This window comes from Streptomyces sp. NPDC091682 (genome assembly GCF_044756625.1).
GTDB lineage: Bacteria > Actinomycetota > Actinomycetes > Streptomycetales > Streptomycetaceae > Streptomyces.
Map to the genome: position 1 here is coordinate 17398 of NZ_JBIVTH010000024.1, position 17869 is coordinate 35266.

Here is a 17869-nt window from a genome sequence, read left to right on the forward strand (position 1 = left end):
GGAAGGCCCAGAAGGAAGATCCGGGGGAAGACCCGGGGACGATCCCCTGGTCAGGGCGTCCGCACGGGCCCCGCCCGGGCCCTACCTGGCCAAGCCACGGCGGGGCCGTAGCGCGCGCCGGTAGACTTTGTGCTGGTCCGCCCGGCCGTACGCACGTCCTCGTGCCCGCGGCGCTGGGCGGCGCAACCCGCGACCGGAGGAGTGCAGTGGCAGCCAAGGACGGGGCAGCAGCATCCGGGAAGTCGGGTGCGAGCTCCAAGCAGGAGGCCATGATGCGCGCCTCGCTGAGCGCGGTCGCACCTGGTCAGCCGTTGCGCGACGGCTTGGAGCGGATCGTCCGCGGCAACACCGGCGGGCTCATCGTCCTCGGTATGGACAAGAGCGTCGAGGCGATGTGCACCGGCGGCTTCGTCCTGGACGTGGAGTTCACCGCGACCAGGCTGCGCGAGCTGTGCAAGCTCGACGGCGCGCTGATCCTCGACAAGGACATCACCAAGATCCTGCGGGCCGGAGTGCAGCTGGTGCCGGACGCGTCGATCCCTACGGAGGAGACGGGCACGCGCCACCGTACGGCCGACCGCGTCTCCAAGCAGTGCGGCTTCCCCGTGGTGTCGGTGTCGCAGTCGATGCGACTGATCGCGCTGTACGTGGACGGGGAGCGGCGGGTCCTGGAGGAGTCCGGGGCGATCCTGTCGCGGGCGAACCAGGCACTGGCCACGCTGGAGCGGTACAAGCTGCGCCTCGACGAGGTCGCGGGCACGCTGTCGGCGCTCGAGATCGAGGACCTGGTCACGGTGCGCGACGTGACGGCGGTCGCGCAGCGGCTGGAAATGGTCCGCCGGATCGCGACCGAGATCGCCGAGTACGTGGTCGAACTGGGCACGGACGGGCGACTGCTGTCGCTGCAACTGGACGAGCTGACGGTCGGGATCGAGCAGGAGCGTGAGCTCGTCATCCGCGACTACGTGCCGGAACCGACGGCGAAGCGTTCCCGCACGGTGGACGAGGCGCTGGCGGAGCTGGACGCGCTGACGCATCCGGAGCTCCTGGAGCTGCCGATCGTGGCGCGGGCACTGGGGTACACGGGCTCGCCGGAGACGCTGGACTCGGCGGTGTCGCCGCGCGGGTACCGGCTGCTGGCGAAGGTGCCGCGGCTGCCCGGCGCGATCATCGAGCGGCTCGTGGAGCACTTCGGCGGACTGCAGAAGCTGCTCGCGGCCAGCGTCGACGACCTGCAGACGGTGGACGGGGTGGGCGAGGCCCGTGCGCGGAGCGTCCGCGAGGGCCTGTCCCGGCTGGCGGAGTCGTCGATCCTGGAGCGGTACGTCTAGCCTGCGTTCAGCCTGCGGCTTCGCTCGGCCGACCGCCCTCGTTCCGCTGCCCGTTCGGCGTGCGCGCCATTGCTGGGGCGCCGCCCCGGACCCCGCGCCTGAAGCGCCGGCGGGGCCGGGAGTGTGTGCGCCGCTGCCGGAAGAGGCTAGTCCTGCTTGAGGACGAACGAGGTGCGGGCCACCGGCATGCCGGGAGCCTTGACCTCGACCACGTAGGTGTCGGGTGCGGCGGACCCCGCCGGAGGCGTCTGGCACTGGTCGGCCGCGCTGAACCTGCGGTCCCAGTCCAGCGACTGCTTCGTCTCGCCCTGCGCCGGGAGGCGGAAGAAGGCGTTGCCCGCGCCCGCCGGGCAGTCCGCCGAGGACCAGACCGCCTTGCTGCTGCTCGCCTGGAGGATGGTCAGGACGGCCTGCTTCGGGCCGAGGTCGATCTTGCAGGTGGTTCCTGAGGTGTTGCGGGCGACCAGTTCCAGGCGCGGCTTCTCGTTCGCCTCGTACTCGTTCTTCACGCTCTTGACCTCCCACTGCAGCGCACCCGGCGCGCACGTGGGGAGCGGGGAGTCCGCCGGGACCGGGGCCGGGCCGCCCGCGGCGCCACCGGACCCGGAACCGGAACCTGAGCTGCCGTTCGAGCCCGTGCCGCCGCCCGGTTCGCCGTTCTTGCCCCCGCCGCCGGTGGAGCCGCCCCCGGAGCCGCTGTTGCCGCCGCTGCCCGACTCGGGGCGCCCACCGGGGGCCGCACTGATCGCGGGGCCGGTACCGGCCGGACCCGGGGTGATCGAGGTGACGGGGTCGGGGCCGCCCTGGCCCTTTCCGTTCGTACTCGTCCTCCCCCCACCGGAACTGACGGTCCATACGGCGAGGAGCGCGAGGAGCGCGACAACGGAAGCCAGCACAGCCCTCCGTCGCCAGTAGATGGAGGAGGGGAGCGGCCCGACCGGATTGCGCAGAGATCCCACGGACGGAACCTTACGAGAGTTCGCGACCCGATCAGTGCCCCACATGCCGCACAGAGGACTTGATTTGCCGATGATCATCCTGCGGGCGCAATCGGGGGCGTCGAGATCTGGCCAAAGGGTTGATGTGGAGATTAGTCCGCCTTGAGTACGTTCGGTGAGCATGGACAGCTCCGACGGCTCCGGCCCCTACCGCGCCATCACCGATTTCGCCCACCGGACACCCTCATGGGTGCAATCGGCCTTCGAGATCTGGACGACGTACGGGCTGCTCCTCTTCGGGGTGCTGTTCGCGGCCGTCTGGTGGCGCTCGCGCGGCCGGGGCGCCCGTCTGGTGGCGCTGGCCCTGCTCGCGCCAGTGGCGACGGCCGTGGCGTACGGCGCGTCGGAGTTCGTGAAGTACGCGGTGGACGAGGAGCGGCCCTGCCGGGCCGTCGTCGGAGCCGCGGCCCCGCTGGTGCCGTGCCCGGGGCCCGGTGACGGGTCGTTCCCCAGCAACCACGCGGCCCTCGCGGGCGCAGCCACCGTGGCGCTGGCCCTGGCGGTGCGCCGGCTCGCGCCGCTGACCGTGCCGCTCGCGCTGCTGATGGCCTTCTCCCGGGTCTTCGTCGGCGTGCACCACCCGCACGACGTGGCGTTCGGCCTGCTGCTCGGCGGTTCGGTCGCCGCCCTCGCCGTCCTCGCGCTCGCCGGTCCGACGGGTGCGGTCGTCACCGCCGCCCGGGCGGGCGGCATCCCGGCCGTCATCTGGTTCACCGATCGCGGTCCGGCGCGCCGCGGGAGGGGAAACGTGCCAGGATGCCGTCTGCCATGACTGCATCTCCCGCTTCCTCCACGGCCGCATCCCCCGACTCCTCCCACGCGCTGCACTCCCCCGTGATCGCGTGGTTCGACGAGCACGCCCGCGACCTGCCCTGGCGCCGCCCCGAGGCCGGCCCCTGGGGGGTCATGGTCAGCGAGTTCATGCTCCAGCAGACGCCCGTCAGCCGGGTCCTGCCGGTCTACGAGCAGTGGCTCGCCCGGTGGCCCCGCCCCGCGGACCTGGCCACCGAGGCCCCCGGCGAAGCCGTACGGGCCTGGGGCCGGCTCGGCTACCCGCGCCGCGCGCTGCGGCTGCACGGCGCGGCCGTGGCGATAACGGACCGGCACGGCGGCGACGTACCGCAGGACCACGCACAGCTGATGGCGCTGCCCGGGATCGGCGAGTACACGGCGGCGGCCGTGGCCTCCTTCGCGTACGGGCAGCGGCACGCCGTCCTCGACACGAACGTCCGCCGGGTCTTCGCGCGCACCACGACCGGGGTCGAGTACCCGCCGAACGCGACGACCGCCGCCGAACGGCGCCTCGCCCGGGCCCTGCTGCCCGAGGACGAGGGCACCGCGGCCCGCTGGGCGGCGGCCTCGATGGAGCTCGGGGCGCTGGTGTGCACCGCCAAGAGCCCCGACTGCGCGCGCTGTCCGGTGGCCGGGCTGTGCGCGTGGCGGCTCGCCGGGAAGCCGGCGCACGAGGGTCCACCGCGGCGCGGGCAGACGTACGCGGGCACCGACCGGCAGGTGCGGGGCAAGCTCCTCGCCGTGCTCAGGGAGGCGGTGGGCGCGGTTCCGCAGGCGGTGCTCGACACGGTCTGGGACGAGCCGGTGCAGCGGGCCCGGGCGCTGGACGGGCTGGTGGCCGACGGGCTGGTGGAGCCCTTGGCCGGAGGCTTCTACCGGCTCCCGCAGGCCCTGCCCCAGAGTGCTCCCCAGGGCGCCCCCCAGAGCGTTCTGCGGACCGTCCCGCGGCCCTGACCAAAACTGACTCTGAGATTCCGCTTGTTGCCGGGAAACCGCAGCTCACGGCGGTTGTTACACAACCTATGGGTGTCCGTGCGCCCACCGAAGGCTGGCTCGCACAGGCCCGTGACAACCCCTCCGTACCTTCGAATCCGTAGGACACGGGGATGAGCGGTTGAACGGGTGGAGGCGGTCTGAGATGGCGCACGGCGAGGTACTCGGATTCGAGGAGTACGTACGCACTCGGCAGGACGCGCTGCTGCGCAGCGCCCGGCGCCTGGTCCCGGACCCCACCGACGCCCAGGACCTCCTGCAGACCGCGCTCGTACGCACCTACGGCCGCTGGGACGGCATCGCCGACAAGTCCCTGGCCGACGCCTACCTGCGCCGGGTCATGATCAACACCCGTACGGAGTGGTGGCGCGCCCGCAAGCTCGAAGAGGTCCCCACCGAGCAGCTCCCCGACGCCTCCGTCGAGGACGGCTCCGACCAGCGCGCCGACCGCGCCCTCCTCATGGACATCCTCAAGGTTCTCGCTCCCAAGCAGCGCAGCGTGGTCGTGCTGCGACACTGGGAGCAGATGAGCACCGAGGAAACGGCCGCGGCGCTCGGAATGTCGGCGGGAACCGTGAAGAGCACTCTGCACCGCGCGCTGGCCCGTCTTCGGCAGGAGCTGGAGAGCCGGGATCTGGACATGCGTGCGCTGGAGCGCGGTGACCACACCATGCGGTACGAGGGGCGTGAGCGGTGCGCGGCCTGAACGGCCAAGGTTTGTCCGGAAGTTCTCTGGTGCTGATGTCGGCGGGGGCGGTCGTCCTCGTCGGCACAGCCGTGTTCGCGGTCGGGTGCGCCACGGGCGGCACCGGCCTGCGCGACGGCGGCCCGGCCCGCACCGAAGCCGTGGCCAAGGCCACGCCCTCGGGGCCCGCGCCCGAGGACTCCGTCTCGGGCGCGTCCGGCCGGCCGCTGAAGAAGGTCGACCCCGTCACGCTGCTGATGAAGGACCCCAAGGTCAGCACCGAGGTCAAACGGGACCTCAAGCCCTGCTCGGGCAAGGAGTACCCGGTGGACGTGAGCTACGGGAAGATCACCGGCGGCCCCGTCGTGGACATCGTGGTGAACGTCCTGTCCTGCGCCGACGCCCTGGGTCGCGGAACCTACGTGTACCGGTCGGACGGAACGACGTACGAGAATGTGTTCGCGGACGAGCAGCCACCCGTCTACGCGGAGATCGACCGGGGCGACCTGGTGGTCACGAAGCAGGTCTACGGAAAGAGCGACACGCTCGCCTATCCGTCGGGCGAGGACGTGATCACGTACCGCTGGAACGGGGAGGGGTTCGCCGAGCAGGACCGAGTTCACTCGGAGTACAGCAACGTGGTCGACGGCGGCGTCCAGCCCGCCCCGGTCACGAGTCAGAAGAACTGAGCACGACCGAGCACAGAAGAACCGAGGCGAGGCTCCCGCATGGCCGAGACCCATGTCCTGTTCGTGGAGGACGACGACGTCATCCGTGAGGCCACGACCCTGGCGCTGGAGCGCGACGGGTTCGTGGTCACGGCCATGCCCGACGGCTTGTCCGGACTGGAGTCCTTCCGCGCGAACCGGCCCGACATCGCCCTGCTGGACGTGATGGTCCCGGGCATGGACGGCGTGAGCCTGTGCCGCCGCATCCGCGACGAGTCCACCGTCCCGGTGATCATGCTTTCCGCGCGCGCCGACTCCATCGACGTGGTGCTGGGCCTGGAGGCGGGCGCCGACGACTACGTCACCAAGCCCTTCGACGGATCCGTGCTCGTGGCCCGGATCCGCGCGGTGCTGCGCCGCTTCGACCACTCCGGCGGCCCGCAGAACGGCGGAACGAACGCGGGCGACAACGGCTCGGACCCCGAGCGCGGGGTGCTCTCCTTCGGTGACCTGGAGGTGGACACCGAGGGCATGGAGGTCCGCCGGGCGGGCGCCGCGGTGGCCCTGACCCCGACCGAGATGCGGCTGCTGCTGGAGTTCTCCTCCGCACCCGGCACCGTGCTGTCGCGCGACCGCCTGCTGGAGCGGGTCTGGGACTACGACTGGGGCGGCGACACCCGCGTCGTGGACGTCCACGTCCAGCGGCTGCGCACCAAGATCGGCCAGGACCGGATCGAAACGGTCCGGGGCTTCGGATACAAGCTCAAAGCATGAGGCGGTTCACCCTGCGCACGGGGATCCGCTGGAAGATCACCGTCGCCATCGCCTCCGTGGGCGCCCTCGTCACGATCGCCCTGAGCCTGGTGGTGCACAGTGCTGCCCGCGTGTCGATGCTGGAGAGCGCCCGCGAAGTACAGCTGGACCGCGTGCAGTTCATCTCGCGCAATGCCGACGCCGGGCGCAAGCCTCCCATGGGCGCCAAGGTCAACGACCCCGAACTGCCCGCCGAACTGCGGCACAAGGCGCAGTCGGGACGGCGCGGGACCTACATCCAGGAGCGCCCGCGCGGGGCGGCCGAGGTGTGGGCCGCCGTACCGCTCGGGAACGGGCAGGTCCTGTCGCTGCACACGCCGTTCCGTGAGGGCGCCAATCTGATCCCCGACCTGGACCGGGCCCTGGTCATCGGCGGGTTGTCCGCCGTGATCGGCGGCTCGGCGCTCGGCGTGCTCATCGGCGGGCAGATCTCGCGCCGGCTGCGCAAGGCCGCGGCCGCCGCGCAGCGGGTGGCGCACGGCGATCCCGACGTCCGCGTACGGGATGCGGTCGGCGGTGTCGTGCGGGACGAGACGGACGACCTCGCGCGGGCCGTGGACGCCATGGCGGACGCCCTCCAGCAACGGCTGGAGGCCGAGCGGCGGGTGACCGCGGACATCGCGCACGAACTGCGGACTCCGGTGACGGGCCTGCTCACGGCGGCGGAACTGCTGCCTCCGGGGCGGCCGACGGAGCTGGTGCGGGACCGGGCCCAGGCCCTGCGCGCGCTGGTGGAGGACGTGCTGGAGGTGGCCCGGCTGGACAGTGCGTCGGAACGGGCGGAGCTCCAGGACGTGGCGCTGGGCGAGTTCGTGAGCCGGCGGGTGGCGTCGCTGATGCCGGAGGCGACCGTACGGGTCGTCGCGGACGAGATCGTCAGCACCGATCCGCGCCGCCTGGAGCGGATCCTGGGGAACCTGCTGGCCAATGCCGCGCGGTACGGGCAGCCGCCGATCCAGGTCGACGTCGAGGGACGGGTCGTACGGGTACGCGACCACGGGCCGGGCTTCCCCGAGGCGTTGCTGCGCGAGGGGCCGAGCCGCTTCCGCACCGGGTCCACGGACCGCGCGGGTGTGGGGCACGGGCTGGGGCTGACCATTGCGGAGGGCCAGGCGCGGGTGCTGGGCGCCCGGCTGACCTTCCGTAACGTGGCCGCCCGGGGCGGCTCGGAGCGTGAGGGGGCGGCGGCGGGCGCGGTGGCGGTCCTGTGGCTTCCGGAGCACGCGCCGACGACGACGGGCAGCTTCCCGATCCTCAAACTGCCGCAGGACTGAACCGGGGCGGGTCGGGCGGGTCGGGCGCGACGGGTACCGGGCGGTATCCGCCCGGGAGTCCGTGACTTAGCATCCGTGGCATGACCGACGGTACGAATCCCCCGAGCCACCCGCAGCCCGAGCCCGCCCCCGGGAGCGGCGGATACGGGTTCCCGCCGGGACCGCCCGCGCAGGGCGGCTACGGCTACCCGACCCCGTCCGCCGGCTACGGCTACCCGCAAACGGGGCAGCAGCCGAACCCTTACCAGCAGGACCCGGGAGGCGGCCACCCACAGGACGCGGGAGGCGGTTACCAGCAGGACCCGGGGGGCTACGCACCGGACCCGGGGGGCTACCAGCAGGACGCGGGAGGCGGTTACCAGCAAAACCCGGGGGGCGGTTACCAGCAGGACCCGGGGGGCTACGCACCGGACCCGGGGGGCTACCAGCAGGACGCGGGAGGCGGTCAGTGGGCTCCGCCCCCGGCCCAGCCGGGATTCACGAGGCTGGCCGGTCCGGACCTGCCCGGCGCTTCGCAGCAGCCGGACTGGGAGGCCATGGCCGACCGCTCCGCGGCCGAGCGGCGCAAGAAGCGGCTGTGGACGCTGGGCGGCGGGGTGATCGTGCTCGCGCTGCTGGCCGGCGGTGGAACGTTCTTCCTGCTGGGCGGCGACGAGGACCGACAGGACGCCCAGCCCGCGAACTCGGCCTCCGCCTCGCCCGAGCCGGATGATTCGAAGGGGCCCGCCGCCTACACCGCGACCGTCGCGGGCGACGACACGCTGCTGCGCGACAGCTACGGCAGCATGGGGATCCGGCTCGGCCCCGACCTCAAGGTCGGCCCGCGGGGCAAGCGCTTCCAGGTCATCGGCAAGGGCAACGGGAACTCGTGGGGGCAGTCCGCCGAACCGGTCGTGGACGTGACCAAGAGCTTCACCGTCACGGCCCGCGCCTACAACTCCGCCGCCAAGGGCTCCCGGATCATCATGAGCCAGGGTGACGGGGAGTCGTTCTCCTTCGAGCTGGGCGTGAACGAGGTGAACGGCAAGCAGGCCTGGATCTTCCGCGTGCAGACGGGCGACAAGGGCGCCGCGGCCACCACGCGGACGGTCGCCGCCGAGGGGCTCAGCATGGTGAAGACGCCCACGCTGCTGATGGCCACCTACGACGCCGAGAAGAAGGCGATAGCCCTGTACGTGGACGGCAAGAAGGCCGGGGAGACCCCGGTGCCGCCCATCTGGCAGGCCCCGGGTCCGCTCCAGCTCGGCCGGTCCAAGCACCACGACATCTGGACCGGTCCGTGGCAGGGCACCCTGCACAGCATCAAGACCTACGACATGGCCTTCACGGAGGAGCAGGCCGCCGGGTACAAGGAGGGGAAGCTCGAACCATCGCCGAAGCCGACCCATGCCTGGCTGCTCACCTGATCGGTGAGCAGGGCGGGTCGGCCGGTACGACGGGTGCTGCGGGTGCTGCGGTCGGGACGGGTCAGACGGTGACGCCGTTGGTGCGCAGGAAGGCGACCGGGTTGACGGCCGAGCCGTAGTTCGGGGTGGTGCGGATCTCGAAGTGCAGGTGCGGGCCGCTGGAGTTGCCGGTGTTGCCGGACAGGGCGATCCGCTGCGAGGCGTTGACCTTCTGGCCGATCTTGACCTGGATCTTCGAGAGGTGCGCGTACTGCGAGTACGTGTTGTTCGCGTGCTTGATCACGATGGCGTTGCCGTACGCGGGGCCGTCGCCGCCACCGTTCGGGCCCGCCTTGACGACGGTACCGGCGGCCGCGGCCTTGACCGGGGTGCCGACCGGGACGGCGAAGTCCTGGCCGGAGTGCTTGTGGGACCACATGTTGCCGCCCTTGCCGAAGGTTGCGGACAGCGTGTACTTCTCCAGCGGCTTGTCCCAGAGACCGGTCTTCGAGGCGCCCGCGGCACCGGCGGCCTTGGCGGCGGGGGCGGCCTGCGGGGCGTCTGCGAACGCGGCGGTCGTGCCCGCCCCGAGGGCCAGCACGGCACCGAGAGCGGTGGTGCCGACAGCGATACGGGTACGACGGGTGTAGACGCGCTTCGCGAACATGTGCAGACCTCCGGGGCCGGGGACAAGGGGGGTTTCACGCCTCTCAGAGGCATGAAGTGACCCGGCACGATCGAGCGAGTGCCGGGCTGGCTCATCTTTGGTAACCCGTGCCCCGGGACTTCCCCAAATGTCCCGATTACTAGCGGAACTCGTAGCGGCGCCCGTGTGACGCGCCCCGTTGACGGCCCCTTCCAGGGACGAAGGTCCCGCGACAGGGCGTTTTCGATCTACGAAACGGCCTAGTACGTCCGTTTTGTCCTGTGCGGCTTGTCACCGGGGCCAGGACCGTTTGCGACCCAGGTCACTAGGGGTTTCGTGCCCGTGGGGCCGGACCCGCGGCGCCCTGCAGGCGCTGGGTGACCTGACCTCCCCGGCGTCGAGACCGTCCGCCCCGGATCCACGGGCCTTGGCCCGGCGGCCCGGAGCGCCAGGAGGGCCAGGAGGGCCGCCTTCGAGTCCTGCTCCCCGCAGCAACCGGCCCGGCGCCACAGCACCCTCACCGGCTTCGGCCTGGGAGCGGGACACGGAAAAGGGGCGGCCCCGGGACTTCTCAGTCCCGGGGCCGCCCCTTCGTACTCCTAGCGCCCCGTGAGGGTCACGCGCCCTTCGACAGGTCCGGGCCGGAGCCCGTGGCCTCGATCGGGGGGAGGTCGGGCAGGGCCGACTTCTCCTCGCCGCGGAAGGTGAACTTGGCGTCTTCGCCCTCACCCTCCTTGCCGACGACCACGATGTGACCGGGACGCAGCTCGCCGAAGAGGATCTTCTCCGACAGGATGTCCTCGATCTCGCGCTGGATGGTCCGGCGCAGCGGCCGGGCACCCAGGATCGGGTCGTAGCCGCGCTTGGCGAGCAGGAGCTTCGCGTCGCCGCTCAGCTCGATGCCCATGTCGCGGTCCTTCAGGCGCTCGTCGACCTTGGCGATCATGAGGTCGACGATCTGGATGATGTCTTCCTCGGTGAGCTGGTGGAAGACGACCGTGTCGTCGACACGGTTGAGGAACTCGGGCCGGAAGTGCTGCTTGAGCTCTTCGTTGACCTTGGCCTTCATCCGCTCGTAGCCGCTTTTCGTGTCACCCTGCGCCGCGAAGCCCAGGTTGAAGCCCTTCGAGATGTCCCGGGTACCCAGGTTGGTCGTCATGATGATGACCGTGTTCTTGAAGTCCACGACCCGGCCCTGGGAGTCGGTCAGACGACCGTCCTCCAGGATCTGGAGAAGGGAATTGAAGATATCCGGGTGGGCCTTCTCGACCTCGTCGAAGAGAACGACGGAGAACGGCTTGCGGCGCACCTTCTCGGTGAGCTGGCCGCCCTCTTCGTAGCCCACGTAGCCGGGGGGCGAACCGAAGAGGCGGGAAACCGTGTGCTTCTCACTGAACTCCGACATGTCGAGGGAGATCAGCGCGTCCTCGTCACCGAAGAGGAATTCGGCGAGCGTCTTGGAGAGCTCGGTCTTACCGACACCGGACGGACCGGCGAAGATGAACGAGCCACCCGGGCGCTTCGGGTCCTTCAGACCCGCACGGGTACGGCGGATCGCCTGAGAGAGCGCCTTGATGGCGTCCTTCTGACCGATGACCCGACGGTGGAGCTCGTCTTCCATGCGGAGCAGTCGCGAGGACTCCTCCTCGGTGAGCTTGAAGACGGGAATGCCGGTCGCGGTCGCGAGGACTTCGGCGATGAGCTCGCCGTCGACCTCGGCGACGACGTCCATGTCGCCGGCCTTCCATTCCTTCTCGCGCTTGGTCTTCGCCGCCAGCAGCTGCTTCTCCTTGTCACGGAGAGAAGCCGCCTTCTCGAAGTCCTGGGAGTCGATGGCCGACTCCTTGTCGCGGCGCACGCCCGCGATCTTCTCGTCGAACTCGCGGAGGTCCGGCGGCGCGGTCATCCGGCGGATGCGCATCCGGGAGCCGGCCTCGTCGATCAGGTCGATCGCCTTGTCCGGGAGGAAGCGGTCCGAGATGTACCGGTCCGCCAGCGTCGCCGCCTGGACGAGGGCCTCGTCCGTGATGGAGACGCGGTGGTGGGCCTCGTAGCGGTCGCGCAGGCCCTTGAGGATCTCGATCGTGTGGGGGAGGGAAGGCTCCGCCACCTGGATCGGCTGGAAGCGGCGCTCGAGGGCCGCGTCCTTCTCGAGGTGCTTGCGGTACTCGTCGAGCGTCGTGGCACCGATGGTCTGGAGCTCACCACGGGCCAGCATGGGCTTGAGGATGCTGGCGGCGTCGATCGCGCCCTCGGCGGCGCCCGCACCCACGAGGGTGTGGAGCTCGTCGATGAACAGGATGATGTCGCCGCGGGTGCGGATCTCCTTGAGCACCTTCTTCAGGCGCTCCTCGAAGTCACCGCGGTAGCGGGAACCGGCGACCAGGGCGCCGAGGTCAAGCGTGTAGAGGTGCTTGTCCTTGAGCGTCTCGGGAACCTCGCCCTTGACGATCGCCTGGGCCAGGCCCTCGACGACGGCGGTCTTGCCGACGCCAGGCTCGCCGATGAGGACCGGGTTGTTCTTCGTACGGCGGGACAGCACCTGCATGACCCGCTCGATCTCCTTCTCGCGCCCGATGACCGGGTCGAGCTTGGATTCGCGAGCAGCCTGGGTGAGGTTGCGGCCGAACTGGTCCAGGACGAGCGAGGTCGAGGGCGTGCCCTCGGCCGGGCCGCCGGCCGTGGCCGACTCCTTGCCTCCACCGGTGTAGCCGGAGAGCAGCTGGATGACCTGCTGCCGGACTCGGTTGAGATCGGCGCCCAGCTTCACGAGGACCTGGGCGGCGACGCCCTCGCCCTCGCGGATCAGGCCGAGCAGGATGTGCTCGGTGCCGATGTAGTTGTGGCCGAGCTGGAGGGCCTCTCGGAGCGACAGCTCCAGGACCTTCTTCGCCCGCGGGGTGAAGGGGATGTGGCCGGACGGGGCCTGCTGCCCCTGACCGATGATCTCCTCAACCTGCTGGCGAACAGCCTCGAGCGAAATCCCGAGGCTCTCCAGGGCCTTAGCGGCGACACCCTCACCCTCGTGGATCAAGCCCAGGAGGATGTGCTCGGTGCCGATGTAGTTGTGGTTGAGCATCCGGGCTTCTTCCTGAGCCAGGACGACAACCCGCCGCGCGCGGTCGGTGAACCTCTCGAACATCGTTTATCGCTCCTCAGAGCGGTCGGGCAGTTCGGGGTCGGTCCCCGCCTGTCCTTCCGCATGCTAGTCCCGCGGGGCGGGACAGCTCATTCCAACTGCCGACATCCGTCCGCGGCTCACCCCTGCATCAGCGGGAAAACCGGCTTGAAGAGCCGACAACTGCTCCAACTCGATGGTGCGAGACGATGTTCCCGCAGGCCAGGCAGATACCCGTCATGCGTGTACGCCGACGGCGAACGGATGCCCGTCAAATCAGCGTGTCGCCCCGATCCACTAGGAATGTCTTACCCGTAAGGACTGACACTCCATGCGGGCGCCACCGGTTCCCTCAGCTAAGGGCGAACACAGTTGCGCCTCGAATGTGGACTCCGTACTCCACGGATGTTTACGCTCCGCATGACGGTGAGTGCGGTGTGTCACATTGAGCGTAACCCTGCGGCCTTTCGGAAGTTGCTCCGGACATGGCCGTAACCGTCCCGTCGCTCGCCCCGTCGACCGTGCCGCCGCCCCGCCCGGCGCCCGAGGAGGACGCGTGCGCCTCCTGGTACCGGAGAGTGCTCGGCTGGACCGTCCTGGGCGGGCCGCCCGCCCAGCTCGCGACCGGGAGCCGGTTCGACGTGCTGGAGCTGCCGTCCGACGCGGGGGCCGCCCTGCTGCGCAGGCCGGTCGCCACGGGCCCGGTGGCCCTGATGGGGCGCCGGATGCGGTTCCTGGTGGCCGCGGGGAGCGCAGAGGAGCTCGACGGGCTGCTCGACTGGCTGGAGTGGGGCGGGGTCGCCCTCGATCTCGCCGCCCTGGGTGCGGGTGGCCGGATCACCGCCCCGGTGCCGCCGGGGCATTGCGTACGGGACGGGAGTCCCCGGGGGGCCGCCGTGTGGCTACGGCCCCCCGAGCAGGGGTGCGAGGCACTTCTGCCTGCCCTGTCCGGTCCCGGACAGGGCGCCGGTCCCGGGCGGGTGGGCGCCGGGCCCGATCTCGTGCGCCTGGTCTCCGCGGCGGCGACGGAATGTCACCGCGCGCGGCTCCGGCGCCGTACGCCCCTGCGGAGCGCCGTGGCCGGGCCTCCCTCGCGGGCCGGCCGGGTCAGTCCCTGACGGGTCAGCCCCGGTTCTCGTATTGGTCGCGGATCTCCTGCGGCACGCGACCGCGGTCGTTGACGCTGAGGCCCTGGGACTTCGCCCAGGCGCGGATCTCCGCGGTGTCCGGGTTGCCGGACGCCACGGCCGTGCGGCCCTTGGCGCGGCCGGTGGACGCGCGGCCACCGGTACGCCGGCCGCCCTTGGTGTACGGGTCGAGCAGACCGCGGAGCTTTTCAGCGTTGGCGGTGGTGAGGTCGATCTCGTAGGTCTTGCCATCCAGAGCGAACGTCACCGTCTCGTCCGCCTCGCCGCCGTCGAGGTCGTCGACAAGAAGGACCTGAACCTTCTGTGCCACCGGGATTTCCTTTCATCGAAAAGCAGTACGCGGAAAGGAAACCGCTTTTGCCTGGAAAACACAAACCCCCGGTGAGAGGTTCGAGACCGCAACAGGGCGGGAAACGTACGCGATTCGGACATAGGCCACAGGTGCGCAGAGCGCCGGAAAAGCTGAGGCCATCGATCAGAGGTGCAGAAGCATCCGACTGTTGCCCAAGGTGTTCGGCTTCACTCGTTCGAGACCGAGGAACTCGGCGACACCCTCGTCATAGGAACGCAGCAGCTCCATGTAGACATCGGTCTTGACCGGTGTCTCGCCGATCTCGACGAAGCCGTGCTTCGCGAAGAACTCGACTTCGAAGGTGAGGCAGAAAACCCGGCTCACCCCGAGGGTGCGGGCGGTGCGCAACAACTGCTCCAGTACCTGATGCCCGACTCCGGCGCCCTTCAAGCCCCGATCGACGGCGAGAGTGCGCACTTCGGCAAGGTCTTCCCACATCACGTGGAGAGCGCCGCAGCCGACGACCTGGCCGTCGGAGTCGCGTTCCGCGACCCAGAACTCCTGGATGTCCTCGTAAAGGACGACCGGAGCTTTGTCGAGCAGGATCCGCTGCTGCACGTACTGGTCGAGGAGGCGGCGCAGCGCGGGAACATCACGCGTCCGGGCACGGCGGATCGTCACTGTTTCTGCATGTGCAGTGGAAAACTCTCCCATGGCTGCGGACGTTATCGCCCCGGCTCCTGCGGGCGCTCGTCGGACTCCCCCTCGGCCACGGGCGGAGCGGGGGGTTCGGGGGCGGCGTCGGCGCCCGACTCGTCGTCGTACTGGACGACCCGCACGGCGTCCCGGAGGGCTTCCCGCTGTTCCGCGGACATCATGCCGAAGAAGGCCACGAGGGCGGCCGCGGGGTTGTCGCTCGTCGACCAGGCTTCGTTCATCAGTGCGGCCGAGTAGGCGGCGCGGGTGGAGACCGCCGTATATCGATAGGCGCGGCCTTCGGCTTCCCGGCGCACCCAGCCCTTCTGATGGAGATTGTCCATAACGGTCATGACCGTGGTGTACGCGATGGACCGTTCCTGCTGGAGGTCTTCCAGTACTTCTCGCACGGTGACCGGGCGGTTCCACTGCCACACCCGCGTCATGACGGCGTCTTCGAGTTCTCCCAGGGGGCGAGGCACACCAGCACGATAGTGCGGCTTGTGCTGAATTGCCTGGCTACTCGCTCGGCAACGCGCCAGAAAAACGGGCGCACGGCCAGTGAAGCCGTACGCCCCGAAGGTTACTTCTGCTGCTGCTGGGTGGCTTCGGCCCGGGCGAGCACGGCATCGACCGCCGCGTCCTCCTTGGCCTTGTTGGAACCGCCCTGGCTCTTCACGATCGTCATGACGAGAGCGATGAAGAACACGGCCATCACGAAGGGGGGCACGAGCGCGGAGACATAGTCCATGCCCCACAGCGTAGCTACCCGGCGGCCAGCCCGGCCGCCGGGGGCGGGCTGGGCTTGCGGCGCGGCGGGAACACCTCACCAGGGGTCGGAATCGGCCGCTCCGGGCGGGGCGGCTCCTTGGGGTGCGGAGCCGGGCGGGCCGGCGGCTCGTCCTGCTCCTTGCCGCCGGCCAGGGCCAGCAGCCGGGTGCGGGGCGCCGGGGCCGTCGACAGCCGCCTGCGCACGGAGCGCTCCGCGACCGTCCGGACCCGTTCCAGTAGGGCGGCGGCGACCGGATTGGCGCGCAGCGCGCGCAGGGCGGCGAGGTCGTCGGGCTCCGGTTCGTACCCGGCGGCCAGGGCGTCCTGCAGCAGCTCCAGGTAGCCGGAGAGACTGCCGGGCAGGGCGCCGCGGTAGCGGGCGAGGTCCGCGAGGAGGAACGCTCTGAGCCGACCCGCCTCCTGGACCGCCTCGTCCACCGACTGCGCGAGGCGCAGGCAGTCCTGGACCTCCTCGGCCGCCAGGGGGGCCGAGGAGGACTGAAGGGCGTGGGCGAGGAGGCGCCTGAGCAGGTGCAGCTCAGCGGCACTGAACGCCATGCCGCCGCGGGATCCGTAGGGCGTGGGCATGGGCCGAAGATACGCGCTAATCGGACAAAATCCCCTGTATTGCGGGTGTGGCGCGCTCGGCGGGTACCTCAGCCGGTCTCTTTGACCGCCCGCAGGAAGTCGGCCCAGGCGGCCTGGGTGGTGGCGAGCACGAGGTGCGCGGGGTCGGCGCGGTCGGCGACCTTGACGAGGGCTCCGGGGGCGGTGGCGACGTAGACGCAGGCGTCGCCCTCGCTGCAGAACGAGGACTTCCGCCACGCGGGCTGAGCGGTCATGGTGTCTCCTCCGGGCACGGTGGCCGGTAATTGCCGTCAATGACGGTAACGCCGCGGCCGGCTCGCGCCGGTGCCTTTCGGGAATTCGGTGTTTCGCCGCTTCCCTCCCGGGGGGGGACGGGTACCGCTGCGCGGGCTCGTCCCCGCCCCGCCCTTTCGCCGTTTCCCGGGGCCCCGCCCCGGACCCCGCGCCTCAAACGCCGGCGAGGCTGGGGTTCCGGGCCGGATCCGCAAGGCGCCCCCTAGATGCGGGCCACGAAGGCCGAAACCGCTTCGTGGACGTCGGACTGCGTCCAGGACAGTCCCGGCTGCGTGATTTCCAGTTCCGTCACCGCGAGGCCCGGCGGGCCGTCGGCGGACCAGCGGCGGAAGAGGACCGTGCCCGTCTCCTCGGCCTGTCGCAGGCCCGCCTCCGTCAGCCGGTCCGCCTCGTACGGGAGCCACACCTGGAACTGGTGGGTGTGCGGCTCCTCCGGGTTGATCCGGGCCCACGGGACCCCCGAATCCGCGAACGCCGAGCGCAGCGCCCCGGCCACCAGCCGCGCCTGGGCCACGTAAGACGGCAGCCGGGGCAGTTCCCGTTCCAGTCCGACGAGCGCCGAGAGGGCCTGCGGGAACTGCCGGAAGATCTGGCCGCCGTAGCGGTGCCGCCAGACCCGGGTCTCCTCCACGAATTCCCGCGGCCCCGCCAGGGCCGCCCCGCTGAGGCCGCCGAGCGACTTGTAAAAGGAGACGTAGACGGAGTCCGCGAGGCCCGCGATCTCGGGCAGGGTGCGGCCGAAGTGGACGGTGGACTCCCACAGCCGGGCCCCGTCGAAGTGGACGACCGCGTCCCGTTCCCGGGCCGCTTCGGTGAGCGCCTCCAGCTCCTCCCAGGTGGGCAGCAGGAAGCCCGCTTCCCGCAGGGGCAGCTCCACCATCAGCGTGCCGAAGGGCTCCCGGAGCGCCTCGACGTCCGCGGCCGACGGCGGGCGGGCCTCCGTGGTCGGGTGCGTCACCCGCAGCCCGGAGACCGTCGACAGGGCGTCTCCCTCCCACCGCTCCGGATGGCTCATCGGGTGCAGGGCCACCACCGGGTTCCCGGTCCGGCCCGCCCAGCACCGCAGCGCGATCTGCTGGGCCATCGTGCCGGTGGGGAAGAACGCCGCGTCCTCGGTCCCGAGCAGCTCGGCGACCTTGCGCTCCAGTGCGGTGACGACCCCGTCGCCGTAGACATCGGCCGGCCCGTCCATGTCGTACGGAGCATCGGCGAGCGAGCCGAGCAGCTCCCCCACGGTGGGCTCCAGCAGGCTGCGGGACAGCCTCCGCTCCGCCCCGCGCCAGGCCGCGACCAGCCGCTTCGTACGTTCGGTGTCCTCGCTGTCATCACTCATGGGGAAAGATCCTCGCTCCTGTCGCCGCCGACCGGCCAACTGCC

General features: G+C 70.8%; 19 protein-coding genes. 9 read left to right on the forward strand and 10 right to left on the reverse strand.

Annotated elements, in window-relative coordinates; all coding sequences use genetic code 11:
* The first annotated feature begins 206 nt into the window (after nucleotides 1-206).
* Nucleotides 207-1331 carry a DNA integrity scanning diadenylate cyclase DisA gene (gene disA, locus ACIQK6_RS35990; protein WP_266603467.1) on the forward strand — a complete coding sequence of 375 codons (1125 nt, stop codon included), beginning with the start codon at nucleotides 207-209 and terminating at the stop codon, nucleotides 1329-1331.
* Nucleotides 1332-1477: 146 nt separating this feature from the next.
* Here the strand turns inward: disA and ACIQK6_RS35995 are convergent, their stop codons facing one another.
* Complete coding sequence (locus tag ACIQK6_RS35995; RefSeq protein WP_402696732.1) at nucleotides 1478-2227, reverse strand: hypothetical protein; 750 nt, start codon at nucleotides 2225-2227, stop codon at nucleotides 1478-1480.
* Nucleotides 2228-2450: 223 nt separating this feature from the next.
* On the opposite strand from ACIQK6_RS35995, the gene ACIQK6_RS36000 reads away from it, so the two are divergent.
* The 7 genes from ACIQK6_RS36000 (at nucleotide 2451) to ACIQK6_RS36030 (ending at nucleotide 8960) form a co-directional block, all read left to right on the forward strand.
* Nucleotides 2451-3101, forward strand: a complete 651-nt coding sequence (locus ACIQK6_RS36000; protein ID WP_329099798.1) for a phosphatase PAP2 family protein — start codon at nucleotides 2451-2453, stop codon at nucleotides 3099-3101.
* A complete protein-coding gene (locus ACIQK6_RS36005; protein ID WP_402696735.1) occupies nucleotides 3098-4075 on the forward strand; it encodes an A/G-specific adenine glycosylase in 978 nt (325 codons plus the stop codon). The genes ACIQK6_RS36000 and ACIQK6_RS36005 overlap by 4 nt, the downstream gene beginning before the upstream one ends.
* Nucleotides 4076-4259: 184 nt before the next feature.
* Nucleotides 4260-4820, forward strand: a complete 561-nt coding sequence (locus ACIQK6_RS36010) for a SigE family RNA polymerase sigma factor (protein WP_030010715.1) — start codon at nucleotides 4260-4262, stop codon at nucleotides 4818-4820.
* A 35-nt stretch (nucleotides 4821-4855) separates the two neighbouring features.
* Complete coding sequence (locus ACIQK6_RS36015) at nucleotides 4856-5488, forward strand: hypothetical protein (protein ID WP_329107742.1); 633 nt, start codon at nucleotides 4856-4858, stop codon at nucleotides 5486-5488.
* Between the two features lie 39 nt (nucleotides 5489-5527).
* Nucleotides 5528-6241: a two-component system response regulator CseB gene (gene cseB, locus ACIQK6_RS36020; protein WP_329099800.1), complete on the forward strand. Its 714-nt coding sequence runs from the start codon at nucleotides 5528-5530 to the stop codon at nucleotides 6239-6241.
* Complete coding sequence (gene cseC / locus ACIQK6_RS36025; RefSeq protein WP_329099801.1) at nucleotides 6238-7554, forward strand: two-component system sensor histidine kinase CseC; 1317 nt, start codon at nucleotides 6238-6240, stop codon at nucleotides 7552-7554. Before cseB ends, cseC begins: the two co-directional genes overlap by 4 nt.
* Nucleotides 7555-7634: 80 nt before the next feature.
* Nucleotides 7635-8960, forward strand: a complete 1326-nt coding sequence (locus ACIQK6_RS36030) for a LamG-like jellyroll fold domain-containing protein (protein WP_402696737.1) — start codon at nucleotides 7635-7637, stop codon at nucleotides 8958-8960.
* Between the two features lie 61 nt (nucleotides 8961-9021).
* On the opposite strand, the gene ACIQK6_RS36035 is transcribed toward ACIQK6_RS36030, so the two are convergent.
* Together ACIQK6_RS36035 and ACIQK6_RS36040 are read right to left on the reverse strand one after the other, a co-directional pair.
* A complete protein-coding gene (locus ACIQK6_RS36035; protein ID WP_402696739.1) occupies nucleotides 9022-9606 on the reverse strand; it encodes a M23 family metallopeptidase in 585 nt (194 codons plus the stop codon).
* Between the two features lie 595 nt (nucleotides 9607-10201).
* Entirely contained in the window at nucleotides 10202-12727 is a 2526-nt protein-coding gene (locus ACIQK6_RS36040; RefSeq protein WP_329099804.1) for an ATP-dependent Clp protease ATP-binding subunit, read from the reverse strand.
* A gap of 461 nt (nucleotides 12728-13188) precedes the next feature.
* Here ACIQK6_RS36040 and ACIQK6_RS36045 point away from each other — a divergent pair, with 461 nt between their 5' ends.
* Entirely contained in the window at nucleotides 13189-13821 is a 633-nt protein-coding gene (locus tag ACIQK6_RS36045) for an SCO3374 family protein (RefSeq protein WP_329099805.1), read from the forward strand.
* 4 nt (nucleotides 13822-13825) lie between these two features.
* On the opposite strand, the gene ACIQK6_RS36050 is transcribed toward ACIQK6_RS36045, so the two are convergent.
* The 7 genes from ACIQK6_RS36050 to ACIQK6_RS36080 all read right to left on the reverse strand — a co-directional run bounded on the left by ACIQK6_RS36050 (nucleotide 13826) and on the right by ACIQK6_RS36080 (nucleotide 17825).
* Entirely contained in the window at nucleotides 13826-14161 is a 336-nt protein-coding gene (locus tag ACIQK6_RS36050; protein WP_329099806.1) for an Lsr2 family protein, read from the reverse strand.
* A 165-nt stretch (nucleotides 14162-14326) separates the two neighbouring features.
* Nucleotides 14327-14857: an amino-acid N-acetyltransferase gene (locus ACIQK6_RS36055; protein WP_030009901.1), complete on the reverse strand. Its 531-nt coding sequence runs from the start codon at nucleotides 14855-14857 to the stop codon at nucleotides 14327-14329.
* An 11-nt stretch (nucleotides 14858-14868) separates the two neighbouring features.
* A complete protein-coding gene (locus ACIQK6_RS36060; protein ID WP_329099807.1) occupies nucleotides 14869-15321 on the reverse strand; it encodes a BlaI/MecI/CopY family transcriptional regulator in 453 nt (150 codons plus the stop codon).
* A gap of 101 nt (nucleotides 15322-15422) precedes the next feature.
* Nucleotides 15423-15590, reverse strand: a complete 168-nt coding sequence (locus ACIQK6_RS36065; RefSeq protein WP_030009899.1) for a hypothetical protein — start codon at nucleotides 15588-15590, stop codon at nucleotides 15423-15425.
* Nucleotides 15591-15604: 14 nt separating this feature from the next.
* Nucleotides 15605-16168: a hypothetical protein gene (locus tag ACIQK6_RS36070; protein WP_402696782.1), complete on the reverse strand. Its 564-nt coding sequence runs from the start codon at nucleotides 16166-16168 to the stop codon at nucleotides 15605-15607.
* Between the two features lie 98 nt (nucleotides 16169-16266).
* Nucleotides 16267-16452, reverse strand: coding sequence for a DUF397 domain-containing protein (locus tag ACIQK6_RS36075; RefSeq protein WP_329099809.1), 186 nt, complete (start codon nucleotides 16450-16452; stop codon nucleotides 16267-16269).
* A gap of 242 nt (nucleotides 16453-16694) precedes the next feature.
* A complete protein-coding gene (locus ACIQK6_RS36080; protein ID WP_329099810.1) occupies nucleotides 16695-17825 on the reverse strand; it encodes a beta-eliminating lyase-related protein in 1131 nt (376 codons plus the stop codon).
* Nucleotides 17826-17869: the final 44 nt, after the last annotated feature.